The organism is Sphingobacterium sp. JB170 (assembly GCF_900163865.1).
In the GTDB taxonomy this organism is placed as follows: Bacteria; Bacteroidota; Bacteroidia; order Sphingobacteriales; family Sphingobacteriaceae; genus Sphingobacterium.
The window spans coordinates 36130-52566 of record NZ_FUKU01000014.1; the positions used below are offsets into that span (position 1 = coordinate 36130).

The 16437-nt window shown below is 40.4% G+C and carries 15 protein-coding genes; 10 read left to right on the top strand and 5 right to left on the bottom strand.

The window, feature by feature from the left end; translation table 11 throughout:
- Positions 1–305 precede the first annotated feature (305 nt).
- From FM107_RS04015 to istB, 6 genes are all read left to right on the top strand, one after another.
- Positions 306–1220, top strand: a complete 915-nt coding sequence (locus FM107_RS04015) for an alpha/beta hydrolase (RefSeq protein WP_086947239.1) — start codon at positions 306–308, stop codon at positions 1218–1220.
- 344 nt (positions 1221–1564) lie between these two features.
- Positions 1565–2476, top strand: a complete 912-nt coding sequence (locus FM107_RS04020; protein ID WP_086947240.1) for an AraC family transcriptional regulator — start codon at positions 1565–1567, stop codon at positions 2474–2476.
- A gap of 200 nt (positions 2477–2676) precedes the next feature.
- Positions 2677–3498: an AraC family transcriptional regulator gene (locus FM107_RS04025; protein WP_086947241.1), complete on the top strand. Its 822-nt coding sequence runs from the start codon at positions 2677–2679 to the stop codon at positions 3496–3498.
- A 71-nt stretch (positions 3499–3569) separates the two neighbouring features.
- Positions 3570–4145, top strand: a complete 576-nt coding sequence (locus tag FM107_RS04030; protein ID WP_086947242.1) for an NAD(P)H-dependent oxidoreductase — start codon at positions 3570–3572, stop codon at positions 4143–4145.
- Positions 4146–4396: 251 nt separating this feature from the next.
- Positions 4397–5947, top strand: coding sequence for an IS21 family transposase (istA, locus tag FM107_RS04035; protein ID WP_256959327.1), 1551 nt, complete (start codon positions 4397–4399; stop codon positions 5945–5947).
- Positions 5948–5973: 26 nt separating this feature from the next.
- Positions 5974–6693, top strand: a complete 720-nt coding sequence (gene istB / locus FM107_RS04040) for an IS21-like element helper ATPase IstB (RefSeq protein ID WP_086947244.1) — start codon at positions 5974–5976, stop codon at positions 6691–6693.
- A 317-nt stretch (positions 6694–7010) separates the two neighbouring features.
- On the opposite strand, the gene FM107_RS04045 is transcribed toward istB, so the two are convergent.
- A complete protein-coding gene (locus FM107_RS04045) occupies positions 7011–8216 on the bottom strand; it encodes an FAD-binding oxidoreductase (RefSeq protein WP_086947245.1) in 1206 nt (401 codons plus the stop codon).
- Between the two features lie 206 nt (positions 8217–8422).
- On the opposite strand from FM107_RS04045, the gene der reads away from it, so the two are divergent.
- Genes der through FM107_RS04060 form a run of 3 tightly spaced genes read left to right on the top strand, consistent with a single transcriptional unit; the run spans position 8423 to position 12114 of the window.
- Complete coding sequence (gene der / locus FM107_RS04050) at positions 8423–9727, top strand: ribosome biogenesis GTPase Der (protein ID WP_086947246.1); 1305 nt, start codon at positions 8423–8425, stop codon at positions 9725–9727.
- A 21-nt stretch (positions 9728–9748) separates the two neighbouring features.
- The gene (gene cysS / locus FM107_RS04055; RefSeq protein WP_086947247.1) at positions 9749–11224 is read left to right on the top strand and encodes a cysteine--tRNA ligase; all 1476 of its coding nucleotides are present in this window, start codon (positions 9749–9751) and stop codon (positions 11222–11224) included.
- A 23-nt stretch (positions 11225–11247) separates the two neighbouring features.
- Entirely contained in the window at positions 11248–12114 is an 867-nt protein-coding gene (locus tag FM107_RS04060) for a DUF4440 domain-containing protein (RefSeq protein WP_086947248.1), read from the top strand.
- 354 nt (positions 12115–12468) lie between these two features.
- Here the strand turns inward: FM107_RS04060 and FM107_RS04065 are convergent, their stop codons facing one another.
- On the bottom strand, positions 12469–13848 hold the full coding sequence (locus tag FM107_RS04065; RefSeq protein ID WP_306298627.1) for a peptidylprolyl isomerase: 1380 nt from the start codon (positions 13846–13848) through the stop codon (positions 12469–12471).
- Between the two features lie 327 nt (positions 13849–14175).
- Between FM107_RS04065 and FM107_RS04070 the strand changes: the two genes are divergently transcribed.
- On the top strand, positions 14176–15222 hold the full coding sequence (locus tag FM107_RS04070) for a lactonase family protein (protein ID WP_256959329.1): 1047 nt from the start codon (positions 14176–14178) through the stop codon (positions 15220–15222).
- Positions 15223–15269: 47 nt separating this feature from the next.
- Here the strand turns inward: FM107_RS04070 and mnhG are convergent, their stop codons facing one another.
- The 3 genes from mnhG to FM107_RS04085 are packed head-to-tail and all read right to left on the bottom strand — an operon-like array spanning position 15270 to position 16433.
- On the bottom strand, positions 15270–15692 hold the full coding sequence (gene mnhG, locus FM107_RS04075) for a monovalent cation/H(+) antiporter subunit G (RefSeq protein WP_086947250.1): 423 nt from the start codon (positions 15690–15692) through the stop codon (positions 15270–15272).
- Positions 15685–15960 carry a monovalent cation/H+ antiporter complex subunit F gene (locus tag FM107_RS04080; RefSeq protein WP_086947251.1) on the bottom strand — a complete coding sequence of 92 codons (276 nt, stop codon included), beginning with the start codon at positions 15958–15960 and terminating at the stop codon, positions 15685–15687. The genes mnhG and FM107_RS04080 overlap by 8 nt, the downstream gene beginning before the upstream one ends.
- On the bottom strand, positions 15957–16433 hold the full coding sequence (locus FM107_RS04085) for a Na+/H+ antiporter subunit E (RefSeq protein ID WP_086947252.1): 477 nt from the start codon (positions 16431–16433) through the stop codon (positions 15957–15959). Before FM107_RS04085 ends, FM107_RS04080 begins: the two co-directional genes overlap by 4 nt.
- Positions 16434–16437: the final 4 nt, after the last annotated feature.

Genomic DNA, 16437 nt, shown 5'->3' on the forward strand with positions numbered 1-16437 from the left:
CGTCGCTAGTTATTCCCATTGGGCTCCATTATGCTGAGTTGTATTGATAACAGCATTGGCCTCTTTTTCTTTTAACCGAAAATAAGGAGCGACTTCCCTTACCAAGTCTAAATCCAAAGCATTTTCATTTTCTGAAATATTAAGTTTTAAACCGGTGCCATGATCATTTCTGCACGTTGTGCAGCCTCATGACTCCCAGCGAAGAGGCTGTGCCCCAATTTGGTTACAAACAACCTTGATTTGGAAACATTAACTTTTTAAAGGAAGACGAATTTTGCATTGTTAAACTTAAAAGAAATAAAACAATGCGAAAAGTAAAATTCAAAAACAGAAATTGGGACACGGCAGCAAATCTTCATTTGCCCGACAATTTTGATGAAACACAAAATTATCCAGCTATTGTTTGCGTTCATCCGGGAGGTAGTGTAAAAGAACAAACTGCAGGTTTGTATGCAAGGGAGCTTGCAAAAAAGGGGGTTATTGCTTTGGCTTATGACGCTTCTTTTCAAGGCGAAAGCGGTGGAGAGCCTAGATATTTGGAAGACCCAACTACCCGTGTAGAAGATATACGTTATGCCGTAGATTATCTTATCACATTAAATTTTGTAGATGAAAATCGTATTGGTTTGTTGGGCATTTGTGCAGGAGGCGGTTACGCTGCAAATGCAGCATTGAAAGAGAGGCGAATAAGAGCCGTGGCAATGGTTTCAGGAGTGAACATAGGTAGAGCATTCAGAGAAGCAAATTTTTTAGAAATATTAGAAGCTGTTTCTTCGCAATTAACTGCGGAAGTCAATGGAGCAGAATTGACTGTAACAAATTGGACACCCAATTCTTCCGAAGAAGCAAAGAAAGCAGGCATAAATGATTTGGATATGTTAGAAGCTATTAATTATTACAGAACGCCAAGAGGCGAATTTCCTACTTCAAACAATAAATTGCTTTTTGCCAGTATGCCGAACTTAATAATGTTTGATGCTTTTCATCTTGCTGATCTTTTGCTGACACAGCCTTTATTGATTATTGTTGGCGACAAAGTTGGTGCTTTTGGTTCATACAGAGATGGTTTTGATTTATACAAAAAAGCTGCTTCTAAAAACAAAAAAATCCATATTGTAAGTGGTGCGAGTCATTATGATTTATACGATAAACCAGAAGCAACAGCAGGAGCATTGGATAAATTAGTCCCTTTTTTTCGGAAAAATCTTTTACAGGAATAATGACAATTTTTCTAAAAATAATAGGAACAGTTTTGCCTATCGCAGGTTTTGTTCTATCATACAAGCCCAACAAAATTTCCAACGTCCCTTTACCCGGAAACCCAAATCAGATGATTGAAGTGCGGGTTAAATGGGAATTCAAATTGGGTTGGGGATTTTGTTAATTTTTTACAATCAACTGATTTATTGAAAATTAACGGTGTGCGCATTGTTGTTTTTTCTAACTTTGGGGATTATCACAGCCCGATTATTCGGGTTTGTTTTAGACGGCTTTTTTTCAAAACAATTACTTTGGCTTACCATAGAAATTGTAACTTTAATCATCTTCGGAATTTTATATAGCTATGCAGATAATTAACTCATTATCCGAATTTCATCGTTTACTATCCATTCCATCGCCTTTGCATCCGTTGGTCAGTGTGGTTTTGGTTTCAGAAATACACGCTGTAAATTCTGATTTGTGGCGATATTTTTCTACCGATTTTTATACTATCTCTCTAAAAAACAATATCCAATCCAAAGTAAAATATGGACAACAATATTATGATTTTGACAAGGGAACAATGACTTTTACTGCACCTAATCAAGTCCAATCAGTTGAAGTAGATAAAACCAATGCTTTTAACGAAACTATTGGGACAGGATATGTATGGATTTTTCATTCTGATTTTTTGAAAAAGCATTCACTGCAAAGCACAATCAAGAATTACGGTTTCTTTTTATATTCCCTAAATGAAGCGTTGCACCTTTCACAACAGGAAGAGCAAAATGTGGTTGATATATTTCAAAAGATAGAAATGGAATATCAGCATATTGACAAGCACACACAAGATATTATTCTGTCGCAAATTGATTTGCTGTTGACTTATTGCAATCGTTTTTACGAACGTCAATTCATTACCCGAAAAGCCATAAACAATGATTTGCTTTCCAAGCTGGAGCAGCTTCTAAAAGGTTATTTTGATAACGCAGAAACACTTACAAGCGGATTGCCAACAGTTGAATATTTAGCCAATAAACTCAATTTTTCTGCAAATTATTTAAGCGATATGTTGCGTTTGTTGACAGGGCAAAACGCCCAACAACACATTCACGAAAAACTCATTGAAAAAGCAAAAGAAAAACTTTTAACGACAAATTTGTCCGTAAGTGAGATTGCCTATGAATTAGGTTTTGAGCGATCACAATCATTCCACCGACTTTTCAAAAAGAAAACCGAAATGTCGCCGTTGAAGTATAGACAATCGTTTAATTAAATTTTCCGTATCATCTTTTTATTTTTTCGGCAGACACAGCAGACAATTGAAAGCCTCATGCCGCCAACAAAGTTGTATATAAGCAATAGCGGATATAGTGGAAAATTCAAAGTTTCTACCATTTAGCTAGCTTTGTGATTAATTGACAGATAGCGCTTGAATACCGATGCTCATATACTTTAACATCAACAACAAGACAAATGACACAAAACAGGGAAACATACAACAATTTCAGAATAGCTGTTTCGACAGAGTATGAAAACTTATTCTCTCATTTCTATTTTGCCGAAAATCAAACCAACGAAAGGATAACAAACACGTTATTACCTTCTTACCAAACCATTTTAATTTTCAATTTTGGAACAAAAGCATTACTTTATTCCGAACAAAATATACAAATGGAAATTGACAAATGCCTCGTCTTAGGAACAATTAGGAAAGCGTTTGAATATTCGTTGCCACCGCAATCAAAAATTTTGGTTGCCAATTTTAAAGACGATGCATTTTATCGGTTCTTTGGCAATATTTCACTTACAAAACATTCACCAATAAATCCTGATAAGCTCTTGAGAGAAAATTGCTTTACGTCATTGTGGTATGAACTCCATAGGATGGATAATGTTGAGGAACAGGTGAATTACATTCTTGAGTTTTGCAAACCCTATTTACAACAACGGGACAAAATAACGGAACAATTAATAAAGTTTAAAGACCAGTCGCTTAATCCTATCAAAGCAATTGCTAGCCACAATAACCAAACAGAACGAACTATTCAACTCAAACAAAAAATACATTTCGGATATTCTGTAAAAGAAATTAACCGCTACAAAAGATTTTTAAGAGCCGTTGAATATATTGAATCCATTGATTCAAAGGTCTCAAAAGAGGATTGGTTTACTATCATCAATGATTGTGGTTACTACGACCAAAGCCAACTTATAAACGACTTTAAACATTACCTTAATCTGAGCCCCACAAAATATCTGAAATACCAACAAGATATTTGTAATCCCTTAAATTGATTTTCGTTTTCTTACAATTTTAGAGAAAAAATGCACTCTATTTTTGCTGTATCAAATTTAAAAAGTAGAAAATGAAACATTTAGTGATTTACGCTCATCCAAATGAACAAAGTTTGAATGGGCATCTGAAACAAGTAGTTACAGAACACCTTGACCAAAATAAACACGAAGTAATAGTTAGGGATTTATACCAACTGAATTTTAATCCTGTTCTTTCATTAGAAGAAATGGAAGGACAGCGAGTAGGGCGGGTTTCTGAAGATGTAAAAACTGAGCAGGATAAAATTATATGGGCAGATTGTATTACGTTCATACATCCAATTTGGTGGACAGGTTTGCCTGCGATACTAAAAGGCTATATTGATCGGGTTTTCAGTTACGGCTTCGCTTACCGATATGATCAGGGTATTCAAAAAGGCTTGCTTACCGATAAACAAACCGTCATCATTAATACACACGGGAAATCACATGCCGAGTATCAACATCTGGGAATGGACACGGCTCTTTCGTTAACATCAGATAAAGGCATTTATACATATTGCGGTTTAAAAGTTAAACAACATTTTTTCTTCGACAAAGCAGACAGAGCAAATTCCGAAGTTATTGAAGAATGGACTCATCAAATAAAATCTCTATTTCTAGAATGATTTATTTCTTCAAAACTTCGGTTAGTACCAATTGGATATACCGGAGCATGTTGACCCCTCTAATCCGGCGATAAATAAAAGTTAGAATGGCGTTTATAGCGATTAATCGCCTGCCATTCCGGCGGATACTGACCCCCTAAAGTGATACAAATCGCTCCATTCCGGAGCATGTTGACCCCCTCTCTGCTATGTTTTTTGTTTATTAGCGATCATTTATTAAAACGATCCTGATGGCCGGAAAAACAAGACCCATGAATCAAATAAAACAATTAATTAGGTTGCATCAGGACGGCTACGGCATCAAAACCATCGCCCGTAACCTTGGCATCAGTAAAAATACCGTCAAGGCCTATCTCAAAAAGATCAAGGACGGAGGTTTGGATACAAAGGTCCTTTTAGCCCAGGAGGACCCTGTTGTGGAGACTTCCTTCCATGCAGGCAATCCTGCCTATAAAAGCGATAACTTTGAATACCTGAGGAATAAGTTACCTTACTATGAAAAGGAACTCAAGCGAATCGGTGTGAATAAAAAGCTCTTATGGGAAGAGTATACCGTAGATCAACCGCAAGGTTATGGTTATTCTCAGTTTTGCTTTCACCTTAAACAACAGTTAGTTGCCCGAAAAGGAAGTATGGTGCTGGAACATGAGCCAGGAGATAAGCTGTTCATCGATTTCTCTGGAAAAAAAATGCATTACATAGACCGTACAACAGGGGAATTGATTGCCTGTGAGATTTTTGTAGCCTGTCTTGCCTTTTCAGATTACGTTTTTGCAATGGCTGTCCGGTCGCAACAGACTGCTGATTTCCTTTATGCACTGGATTGCTGCCTCCAATCTTTTGGCGGTGTACCAAAAGCTCTCGTACCTGATAACCTAAAATCGGCCGTCATTAAAGCCGACCGTTATGAACCTACTATAAACGTCTGTATGGATGATTTCGCCAACCATTACGGAGCAACTAATTTTCCTGCGAGGGCATTGAGGCCTTGCGACAAAAGTCTGGTAGAGAACCAAGTAAAGTTAATATATACACGTGTATTCGCCCGGCTACGCGACAATCAGTTCTTTGATATCCACTCCTTAAACCAAGCGATCAAGGAATGCATTCTCAAACATAACCAAACCCGTATGCAACAGAAGCCCTATAGCCGTGAAGAACGTTTCCTGAGTGCAGAGAAGCATTTACTTCACGAATTGCCAAAGGAAAGGTTTGAGATAAAGTATTATGGAGAACTAAAGGTGGCGACCAATGGTCATGTTTACCTCAGTCGAGATAAGCATTATTACAGCGTTCCCTATATTCATATTGGATCCAAAGCCAAGATTATATACACCCGTAACATGCTGTATATCTACGTTAAGGGGAAGCAAGTTGCCGTGCACATCCGTAGTTACCAGCCAAGCGGCTATAGCACGGAGGCAGACCATTTGAGCTCCCAGCATCTGGCGTACAAGCAGCGTAGTCCCGAGTATTATATCGGGCAAGCCCAAAAACACTCCCCTGAGTTCCATAAGCTAGTTCAAGTGATCTTTGAACAGAACCGTTACCCAGAACAGCTCTATAAAAGCTGTGAAGGTTTGATGAGGTTACAGCGTACTTTTCCGCAAGAGGAGTTTATCAAGGCCTGCCGGTTTGCATTGGAACATCGCGTATACACGTATACTTTTCTGCAGAACGTACTGAAAAATGGAACGGCGGACATTAATGAAAAAGAAACAGAAAAGCCGCTTCCCGAACATGGGAACATCAGGGGGCGAGATTACTATGCAAGCGGACAAACCGTTCTATTTGATCATTAGGCCATTTTATTCATAAACACAAAAACATGAACAACATCGAAACAACAATGCGAACACTGCGTCTCCATGGTATGGAACGCAACTGGAAGGCGATGACCGAAACCCGTCGCAGCCATGAACTTACTCTCTCAGAAGGCCTGGAGTTATTGCTCCAAGCTGAAACCGATGATCGGGATGAAAGGCGCTACGAGCGTTTGAAGCAAAATGCGGGCTTCCGCTATCCGGCCTCTATCGAAGAACTCAATATGGAGGCATCACGCGGTATTGACCGCGGTCTGATCACAAACCTTGCCACTGGAGAGTACCTGAAAAAAGGAGATCCAGTATTGATCTGTGGCGCTACTGGCTGTGGAAAAAGTTTCCTCGCATCCGCATTGGGACACCAAGCCTGCGCACAAGGCTATAAAGTTGCTTACTATAATATGCAAAAGCTGTTGCTGAAAACCAAGATGACCCGATTGGAAGGCACGCTGCATAAATTGCTGGACCGTTTATCGAAAACAGATCTCTTAATACTCGATGACTTTGGGCTGGTCAGCCTAGAACAACAACAACGGCTTGATCTGATGGAGATAATTGAAGATAGACATGGCCGTTCATCTACCATAATTGCCAGTCAATTGCCGGTAGGTAGTTGGTATGATGTGATTGGAGAAAATACCGTGGCGGATGCTTTATTAGACCGCCTTGTCCATCGCTCATACAGAATTGAGTTAAAAGGTGAAAGTCTAAGAAAAAAGAGGTAAAATTGTCACGTCATCAGTCTGATGAACAAAAGACCCTAGAGAGGGGTCAGTATGCCCGTACAGGGGTCAACATCACCGGAATATCCACCAATGAACTGGTGCAACATTTGTTGATTTTAATCCCTGTTATTTGATGTTAAATCTTATTATGCAGAGTGTAGGTAGTTTATTTTTAGTATGTTTTGTTTGCTTGGTGTCGTGTGATAAAATACTCCAAACCGCAGGGTAATCAGTTCGAGTCTGGTTCCCGCTACAAAGAGAAGCTTCGAGGCAACTTGAAGCTTTTTCCGTATATATGGTTTTTACCCTAAATGTCACTAACGGCCGAAACCAAACGGTTCGGATAACGGATGTTTTTGGTTTTTGAGCCAAAATGAAACCATGTCCATTCCTACTGCAGAAAAAGTTATTCCATTTCCACCGAACCCCAGTACAAAGTAACTATTCTTGAACCCGGAGTGCTCACCGATGTAGGGTAGCCCGTCTTTTGTTTCTCCAAATGTTCCTGCCCAAGTCATGTCCGGGTAGAAATCAAGATCTGGGAAATGTTTAAAAAACTGACTTTTAAGTTTTCGTTGTTTTCTAGCGATGAGTGCATCGCGTTCATTAGGGTCACGAAACGGCTCGTCTTCTCCTCCAATTAGAAATCGGCCATCATCTGTCGTTCGCAAGTAGAGATATGGGGTCGCTGTATTCCAGATCAGTAGCTCGTCGTACGGTTTGTATGCGGTGGGATTTATTTCAGAAACCGAGGCATAAGTGCTAATCAAATTTACGAACTCCTCCTTAATCATTGCCGTGCTTTCATAACCCACACAATATATTATTTTCTTAGTCCTTATCTTCGCGCCCGTTCCCAGTGTGACTTCGCTGTAGTCTTTTCTGTCTAGAACGGTTAGCAATTCGGTGTTATTGTACACCCGGAGTCCTTTTTTGGAATTGAAATGATGGAGTTCATGTGTAAACATGTAAGCGTCCATGCTTGCTCCCTGGGTCGAAAGAATGCCTCCGTATGCTTTATGTATATCGAAGCGCTGTCGAATTTCTTCTTCCTGCATCCAGTCTACGGCGAACCCCGCCTCTTTACGGGCGTGATATTCTTTTTTTAGATATTTTACATCCTTTTTGTATGCTGCAAAATATAAAGATTTCTTTCTTTTGAAACCTGCCTTGGATTTAACTTCCTTAGCAATCGCATGTACTGTATCGATCGATTTGCTGCATGCGAGGTAACACGCCTGGGCAGCTTGCTTTCCGATGCGCGCGGATAATTCGACAAGTGGTACATCGATTTCATATTGCAATAGGGAGGTGGTGGCACTCGTGCTGCCAAAGCCTATTTTGCGTTTGTCGATAAGGAGGGTGTCGTAACCGTCTTTGATGCACTGGTGTGCGATGAGACTTCCGGTTATGCCGCCCCCAACAATAAGAACCTCACAACTGGCATCTTCTTGCAAAGAGTTGTAACTATTTATCAGCCCATTTTTAATGAGCCAAAACGGAAGGCTGGACTTCAATTTCATGCTACTAAGTTTACATTTTCAATTTAGGAAAAACTTATCGTAAGTCCAGCATTCGAAGGTGCCTAGTTCCTTTAAAACTCCTTGCGCGTAAACGTGAATCCATTTTGCGATTCACGGTGCATAATCAACTAATTTATCGTAACTTTGTGGGCTTGAATAAAAAGGAAGTTGCCGTGAGGTAACGTGCATTAATACCGAAAAGAGTTATGGCAAATATAGTTGCAATTGTTGGTCGCCCGAATGTTGGGAAATCAACCTTATTTAATCGTCTTACCGAAAGTAGAAAAGCTATCGTAGACGATTTTAGTGGCGTTACCCGCGATCGTCATTACGAGACCGCCGAATGGATAGGGAAGAAGTTTACTGTTATCGATACAGGGGGGTTCGTACATGGTTCCGACGATATTTTCGAAGAGGCCATCCGTGATCAGGTACATATTGCTATTGACGAAGCTTCGGTAATTATCTTTATGGTGGATGTAACCACAGGGATCACAGACCTCGATGATGAAATTGCAAATTTATTACGTAGAAGTCCGAAGCCCATTTATGTGGTCGCAAATAAAGTAGATCACGCGAAGCTGCATCATGATTCTGCAGAGTTTTATGCGCTGGGACTAGGTGAAATCTATAATGTATCCTCGGCCACTGGTTCAGGTACAGGTGAATTGTTGGACGCTGTGGTATCTAATTTTCCTGAACAGGAAGAAGAGGAGGAGGAAGCGCTTGCAAAGATTACGATTGTCGGACGTCCGAATGTTGGTAAATCGTCGCTTACCAATGCACTGCTGGGCATAGATAGAAATATTGTTACCGATGTCGCCGGAACAACACGTGATTCCATTCGTATCCATTACAATCAATTCGGTCACGAGTTCTTGATGATTGATACGGCAGGGATGCGTAAAAAAGGCAAGGTAAACGAAGATATCGAGTTTTATTCTGTGATGCGTACCATCAAGGCGCTAGAAGATGCCGATGTTGTAATTCTTATGCTCGACGCGAATGATGGTATCGAGGCACAGGATATTAATATTTTTCATTTAGCGGAAAAGAATAAAAAAGGTATTGTTGTCGTTGTAAATAAATGGGACACCGTCGAAAAGGATCATAAAACAGCGAAAGAGTTTGAACAGCGCATCAGGGAAAAAATAGCACCTTTTAATGATGTGCCAATAATCTTTACGTCGGTAATCGAAAAACAACGTATCTTTAAAGTTGTTGAAACGGCTCTGGAGGTATATGCGAATAAAGTGAAACGAATTTCGACTTCAAAATTGAATGACGTGATGCTATCGATTATCGAAAATTACCCACCGCCAGCAACCAAAGGGAAGTATATTAAGGTGAAATATGTGACCCAGCTACCGGGACGAACACCGATGTTTGCATTTTTCTGTAACCTGCCGCAGTACATTAAAGATCCTTACAAACGTTTTATTGAGAACAAAATTCGCGAAAACTTTGATTTCAAAGGCGTGCCAATTCAAATATATTTTAGACAGAAATAAGTTTCGTATCTTTTAATTTTTATGGAAAACAATCTTGTTCTTTATAATACTTTAACTCGAAAAAAAGAAAAATTTAAACCGCTTAACGAACCGTTCGTCGGTATGTATGTATGCGGACCTACAGTGTACAGTGATGTCCATTTAGGTAATTGTCGAACTTTTGTGTCTTTCGATATGATCTTCCGATACTTACAGCACCTCGGCTATAGAGTGCGTTATGTACGAAATATTACTGATGCGGGGCATTTGGAAGGAGATCGAGACGAGGGAGAAGATAAGTTCTCTAAAAAAGCAAAGTTAGAACAGCTCGAGCCCATGGAGATTGTTCAAAAGTACACATTGGGGTTCCACGACGTTTTACGCCTATTCAATACGTTGCCACCAAGCATTGAGCCGACAGCTACCGGACATATTTCCGAGCAGATCGAGATGGTTCAGCAGATTATCGAAAACGGCTATGCGTACGAAAGAAACGGTACCGTATACTTTGACGTTGATAAATATACAAACGCGTATGATTATACGATATTGACTAATCGGAAGCTTGATGACCTGTTGAACAATACCCGAGAATTGGGGGGACAGGATGAGAAGCAAGGTCGATTGGATTTTGCTTTGTGGATTAAAGCTAAGCCAGAACATATCATGCGCTGGCCATCTCCTTGGAGTATAGGATTCCCAGGTTGGCATATCGAATGTTCTGCCATGAGTAATAAATACCTAGGAGCACAGTTTGATATCCACGGAGGTGGCATGGATTTGGCCGCTACGCACCATACTAATGAAATTGCACAGTCCGAGGCATGCAATCACGTACAACCGGCACAGTACTGGATGCACACCAATATGCTAACGGTCAATGGAGCCCGGATGTCGAAATCTGCTGGGAACGGCTTTTTGCCTCATGAGTTATTTACCGGTGAGCACAAGTTACTCACTCAGGGTTTTTCACCAATGGCTGTTCGCTTTTTTATGATGCAGGCGCATTATCGGAGTACGCTTGACTTTTCGAATGAAGCATTGATTGCCGCGGACAAAGGCTATAAACGACTGATGACGGCTATTGAATTACTAGAAAAGGTTAGGCCCAACAGCGAAAAAGCAAGCAGCGAATTCGAAATAAATAAATTCAAAACACGTTGCTACGCAGCAATGGATGACGACTTTAACACCCCCGTATTAATAGCAGAGCTTTTCGAAGCTGTTCGATATATAAACGCGGCGTATGACGGCAAGGCTACCATTGATGCAGATACGATTTCTGCATTGAAGGATTCTATGCATATTTTTGTTTCGGATATTTTGGGATTAGATGCGTCCGCAGAGACCACTTCAACAGATAATGTTGACGATCTGATGCAAATTATTATCAAAATCAGAAATGAAGCAAAGAAAAATAAAGATTTTACTACATCGGATCGTATTCGTGAAAGCCTTAATGCAATCGGTATTAAATTAAAAGATAGCAAGGATGACACACTTTGGAATAAGATTTGAGCGTAAGACGCAAATTGAATTAAATGAAGTTTAACAAAAACAAATTGCCGCTTTTCTTGTTTTGCACAATGCTGTTTTTACAGGCATCTGCGCAATTACCCGATAAAGTTGGAAGTCTTATTACCGCGGATCGTAATGCCGCTAATCTCTCTAAAAACACGAACCCACATGAGGCGCTTATGTCTATTGTGGATAAAAGTTCGACGCTATACGTCCCTTCACCTGTCAATGCATTAGATTATTTGAATAACCGGCCAAACATTCCTGATGTGATGAGCTGGTCGCCAAATTTTGCCCTCGTGTCAAAAAGTTTGGAATGGGGGGTCACTTCTGGTCGCATGGAGTTTCAAAAGATAGGTGTAATAAAAAGATACGGTCAATACTTAACGATCTGGAATCGGGATAAGAAAGGCAATTGGAAAATTCACCTACGGGCAGAAGTGGAAAATTTTGGTAAAGGTCCCAAATCCGATTTCATATTTTATGAGCCCGATGATTCTTGGTATCTAAAGCACCGCTCGAAAGTACGTTTACAGCAGCGAGAAGAAGTTGTTACTCAAAGTGACGAACTATTTTCAACGATACTAAAAGCAAACAATGAGACCGCGTTCAATGAATTTCTGTCCGATGATGTGCGGTATTATTATCCTTGGGAAGAGGAAATTGAAGGAAAGAAGAATGTTCTGGCTTTTCTGAAGAAAAAGCGTATCGAAATAACGACAGACCCCACTGGGGTCGGCCGCGCTTATAGCGGGGAATATGCATATACGTCAGGTACCGCTACTGTTCGATCTAAGGAGAAGGTTGTGAAATTTAATTATATCCGCGTTTGGCAGCTTAAAGACGATTATCAGTGGCGCGTAATGATAGAAATGATGTTCGAGCGCTAGCGGTAAAACTGCTTGTACGATTTTAAAGATAAAAAGTGCCTTTGTATATGAGAATTACAAAGGCACTTTTTTTTGCAGGCAATATTCACTTACTCCCTTTAATAATTTTATTGCTCGTGGGGTATAGTTATCTGAGCGCTCAAAGGTTTATATCTTCTGACGTTTAGGAGCGATATGTTATCCGTTTATTTGGGTTGTCCGCGCTCTGAGAGTAGGGCATGCTAGCATCACGCTACGGCATGAGCTAGCGCGCTAATTCGGTTTCAGGGTGATGAAGGGATATAGCACATAAAAAAACTCCTCTTTGGCTGCCAAAGAGGAGTTTTTTTATGTGCTGCTTGTAGCAGCTTAAAACTAGTTTGTCGCAAGTGAGTCATCGCCCTCTTTCGAGAGCCAAATTTTGAGCTCATCACATTGATAGAAGTCTTCATTGATATCGATGAATGTGTTTTCTTTTCGCTCCTGAAACCATTCACTTAGCTCGCGATTGATCTTATCTTGTGTAGCGGCCTCTTGGATTTTGGCAAAATCCTGTTCCATATTCGCTTTGTGCGGTGCGATACGAGATTTGAGATACATGAATTTATATTGCTCGTTTCCCGTGCGATCCTTCGAGATAAAAGACTTTGAATATTCACCAACTTTTAAAGGGTCTATAGCAGTAAATGATTCACGATCGAGCTGATCCATCGGGATCAAACTTGAACCGTCTTGAGGGTTACGAACCATACCTCCCGAGTACTTTGTTTCTTCACTTTCAGAGTACAGCGAAGCAGCAGCGTGAAAGCTTAATTTTCCGGACGTTACCTTCTCGTAGATACTGTCAATTTTAAGTTTAGCACGGTCTAGACTAGCGCTTGTGGGTTTAGCTTGTATTAATATATGACGAACATTAACCTCTTCACCACGACGCTGTAGCACTTGCATAAAGTGGAATCCGTATTTTGTTTCGAATACCGGTGAAATGTCGCCTTCTTTTAATTTGAACGCCATTGCCGAGAACTCTTTAACATAATTACTACGAGTTGCGAACCCAAGTTCTCCACCGGCAACCGCTGAGCCACGATCTTCGGAGTACAAGCGCGCTACGGTTCCAAAATCGGATCCGTCCAACACCTGTTTTCTGTATCCTTCTGCTTTTATTCTATATTGTTCTTTTTCTTCTTTGGTAAGAACGGGGTTGACGACTACCTCACCGATCTCCACCTCGGTATTAAAGTAAGGTAAGCTATCTTGGTTGAGGGATTCGAAATAGCCTTTCACTTCTTGAGGTGTCACATTGATCGCGGACTGGATGGTCATCTGCATGCGATGTGCTTTCAGCTGTTCAGCGATGTTCGGCCGCATTTCCTCTTTATATTGGAGTAAAGAACGGTTTAAAAATTCTTCCAGACGATCCTTCCCTCCTGCTTGACGAACCATGGATTGCATCCTGCGGTTCAAATCATCGTCGACTTCGGATTCAGAGACTTCAATTGAGTCAATTATGGCCTGCTGAGAAAGTAGTTTCTGGGTAACGAGCTGCTGCAACATGTAACATTTTACATTTTCATCAGCTGGTTGCCCCTGTACTAAATATTCTGCATATTGTTTTTCAACATCAGACTGGAGAATAACACTTGAACCTACTGTTGCTACAACGCGATCAACTAATTTTCCTTGACCGTTTACTGTTTGAAAGCAGCAAATCGTAGCGATCATTGCACCAACTATATATATATATTTTCTCATCATTTATCTTCTTCTTTTCTCCTCGCAAAATTACTAGAAATAATGGAATTTTCTTTCGCTAATTTTGTAATCCTTCAATGGAGCCAAATGTACTAAATCTTTGCGCGCTAAAATATTAAAAACATATTTATATGACGTTACTTTAACGATATTTAACGTGTTTTTGCCTCAAATGATCATTGTCGGACCTTTGGAATTTTTGTTGGTATTATAATTGGTTAATTATTTCTTACATTGGAGTTTATTAGATGGGAAATACGTAAAACATCAACAAAAAGCAATATGAAATCAATTTTAACTTTGTTAATCGGATGCTTATATTTTAGTGCCATGGCACAAGAGATTCCGATGTTTGTGGGTACTTATACCAACAAAGGAAGTCAGGGTATATATTTTTACCGGTTCGACCTCCGCTCGGGCGAGGCCACCCTTTATTCCAATACCGCTAGTGAGGACCCTTCCTTCCTTGCGCGTTCAGCAGATGGGAAGACGCTGTATGCAGTCAATGAAAAAGGCGACAGCACGGCAGGTATTTCGGCATACCGTTTTAACGATGATGCACTTTCATTTTTGAATGCATTGCCCGCTGGAGGAAGTTATCCATGCCATGTTGCGGTTGCCAAACGTTATCCCATAGCGGTAGTTTCGAATTATGGTGGCGGTTCGCTCGCTGTTTTTAGTGTTGAGGAAAATGGGGCCCTTGGCGAAAGGGTTCAATTGATTCAACAGAACGGATCGGGGCCTGATAGTACACGACAAGAATCTTCACATGTGCATTCTGCATTTTTTACGCCCGATGAGAAATTTGTATATGTACAAAATTTAGGTACCGATAAGGTGACGATTTATCGAGTAGAAAAAACTGATAACTCGTTTTCCCTTGTGGAAGACGACGTAATTAGCACACCAGCAGGTGGTGGTCCGCGTCACGTCACATTTGACAACAAGACAAAGAATCTGTATGTTCTTCTAGAGATGGGGGGGATGATTGCGCATTATAAGAAGGACAAGAAAACATGGACGCTTGTGGATACTGTATCGATTAATGAGGAAGATTTTGAGGGGGAAAATGGTTCCGCTGAAATTAAGCTTTCACCCGATGGTAATTTTCTATACGCCAGTAATCGTGGAGATGCAAACAGCATCGCTCAATTTTCAGTAGACAAAGAGGGTGCGCTGCATCAACAGTATGTGTATTCGACTGGAGGCCAGGGACCGCGTAATTTTAATATTACGCCCGACGGACGCTACATCCTTGTCGCTAATCAAAATTCAGACAACATTGTCGTGTTTCAACGAGATATTGAAACAGGCGTATTGACCGATATTGAAAAGAATATCGAAATAGCCTCGCCCGCATGTATCGTCTTTAAATAGTAGCATTAAAAATATTAGAATAGTCAAAAAGCGAGACCGTTTTTCGACTATTTCGTTTCTTCCTCGGTGGTAGCAATATTCGAGTCGTTATCGGATGCGGTGGGAGGTATTTTATCAGGGTTACTCTCAAGTTTGTGCGTATCTTCATTATACATCCCGTTTAGTTCATCGACTATAGTACCTTTCCATAAAGGCGTATCCGTAAAATAAGCAGCACGTCCAATCATATGGGCGGCAACAGGCGCGGTGATGACAAGAAAAAAGAGGATGGCAATCGCTTTGGTCGTTACCGAAACATCGGGAAACATTATCGCTGCACATATTAATAGTAATCCAACCCCGAGGGTGGAGGCTTTCACTGTTACCGATAGGCGTAGGTAAAAGTCCGGCATCCGAAGAATTCCAATGGATGCAAATAAAATGGATAGCGCACCAACAGTGCTTAAAATAGCTAAAATTACCTCAATCATCTTTTTGTTTTTCTATGTAATATGCGAAAGCGACGGTGCCCAAAAAAGCGATCAGTGCCAGAATGATGGCTACATCTAACAGTACCTTTTGGTTTGTCCGAATGCTATAGACGGTAATAATCCCCGTGCCAATAGTAATAATGAGATCAAGCGCAATCACCCGATCAACAACTGCGGGTCCTCGATACAAACGGATAAATACCAACATTACCGAAATGGCAAGGATCGGAAGTATAACGTAGTCAAAATATGCTTCTAGGGTAATCATCGTAATATGGATAACATTCTTCTCTCTAATCCAGTTTTCGTTTCTTTAACAAATGTCTCTGGATCGGTGAGATACATAACGTGAATATAAATTGTTTTTTTGTCCTCACTAACGTCTAATATTAGTGTGCCAGGGGTGAGCGAGAGCATTGTTGTAAGCAAGTTAATCTCGAAATCCGTTTTTGCGCTAAGGGGGTATTTGACGATCCCCGGTTTAAAAAAGTAACGTGGTGTTACCACGTCGAAGGCTACCTGTATGTTCGCCTTCAATAGTTCATATAAAAAGTAAAAAAGGAAGCTTATAACTTTGGGGACGCGGTAGAAATAACGTTGATCAGTCTCCGTTCGGCTCATGATCCACAAGACAAAGAATCCCAATAGAAAGCCAAATAGAAAGTTTGTATAATACATCGAACCTGTCAGGGCTACCCAAATTCCGGAAAGCAAGAGGTTCATTAAAAAATACTTTACCATGCGT

Excerpts from the sequence above, each read along its gene's own strand:
- FM107_RS04030 (WP_086947242.1), top strand. The coding sequence starts at position 3,570 with ATGAAACATTTAGTGATTTACGCTCATCCAAATGAACAAAGTTTGAAT.
- FM107_RS04015 (WP_086947239.1), top strand. The coding sequence starts at position 306 with ATGCGAAAAGTAAAATTCAAAAACAGAAATTGGGACACGGCAGCAAAT.
- FM107_RS04020 (WP_086947240.1), top strand. The coding sequence starts at position 1,565 with ATGCAGATAATTAACTCATTATCCGAATTTCATCGTTTACTATCCATT.
- FM107_RS04070 (WP_256959329.1), top strand. The coding sequence starts at position 14,176 with ATGGCACAAGAGATTCCGATGTTTGTGGGTACTTATACCAACAAAGGA.
- FM107_RS04025 (WP_086947241.1), top strand. The coding sequence starts at position 2,677 with ATGACACAAAACAGGGAAACATACAACAATTTCAGAATAGCTGTTTCG.
- istB (WP_086947244.1), top strand. The coding sequence starts at position 5,974 with ATGAACAACATCGAAACAACAATGCGAACACTGCGTCTCCATGGTATG.
- cysS (WP_086947247.1), top strand. The coding sequence starts at position 9,749 with ATGGAAAACAATCTTGTTCTTTATAATACTTTAACTCGAAAAAAAGAA.
- FM107_RS04085 (WP_086947252.1), bottom strand. The coding sequence starts at position 16,433 with ATGGTAAAGTATTTTTTAATGAACCTCTTGCTTTCCGGAATTTGGGTA.
- der (WP_086947246.1), top strand. The coding sequence starts at position 8,423 with ATGGCAAATATAGTTGCAATTGTTGGTCGCCCGAATGTTGGGAAATCA.
- FM107_RS04065 (WP_306298627.1), bottom strand. The coding sequence starts at position 13,848 with ATGATGAGAAAATATATATATATAGTTGGTGCAATGATCGCTACGATT.
- FM107_RS04045 (WP_086947245.1), bottom strand. The coding sequence starts at position 8,216 with ATGAAATTGAAGTCCAGCCTTCCGTTTTGGCTCATTAAAAATGGGCTG.
- FM107_RS04060 (WP_086947248.1), top strand. The coding sequence starts at position 11,248 with ATGAAGTTTAACAAAAACAAATTGCCGCTTTTCTTGTTTTGCACAATG.
- FM107_RS04080 (WP_086947251.1), bottom strand. The coding sequence starts at position 15,960 with ATGATTACCCTAGAAGCATATTTTGACTACGTTATACTTCCGATCCTT.
- mnhG (WP_086947250.1), bottom strand. The coding sequence starts at position 15,692 with ATGATTGAGGTAATTTTAGCTATTTTAAGCACTGTTGGTGCGCTATCC.
- istA (WP_256959327.1), top strand. The coding sequence starts at position 4,397 with ATGAATCAAATAAAACAATTAATTAGGTTGCATCAGGACGGCTACGGC.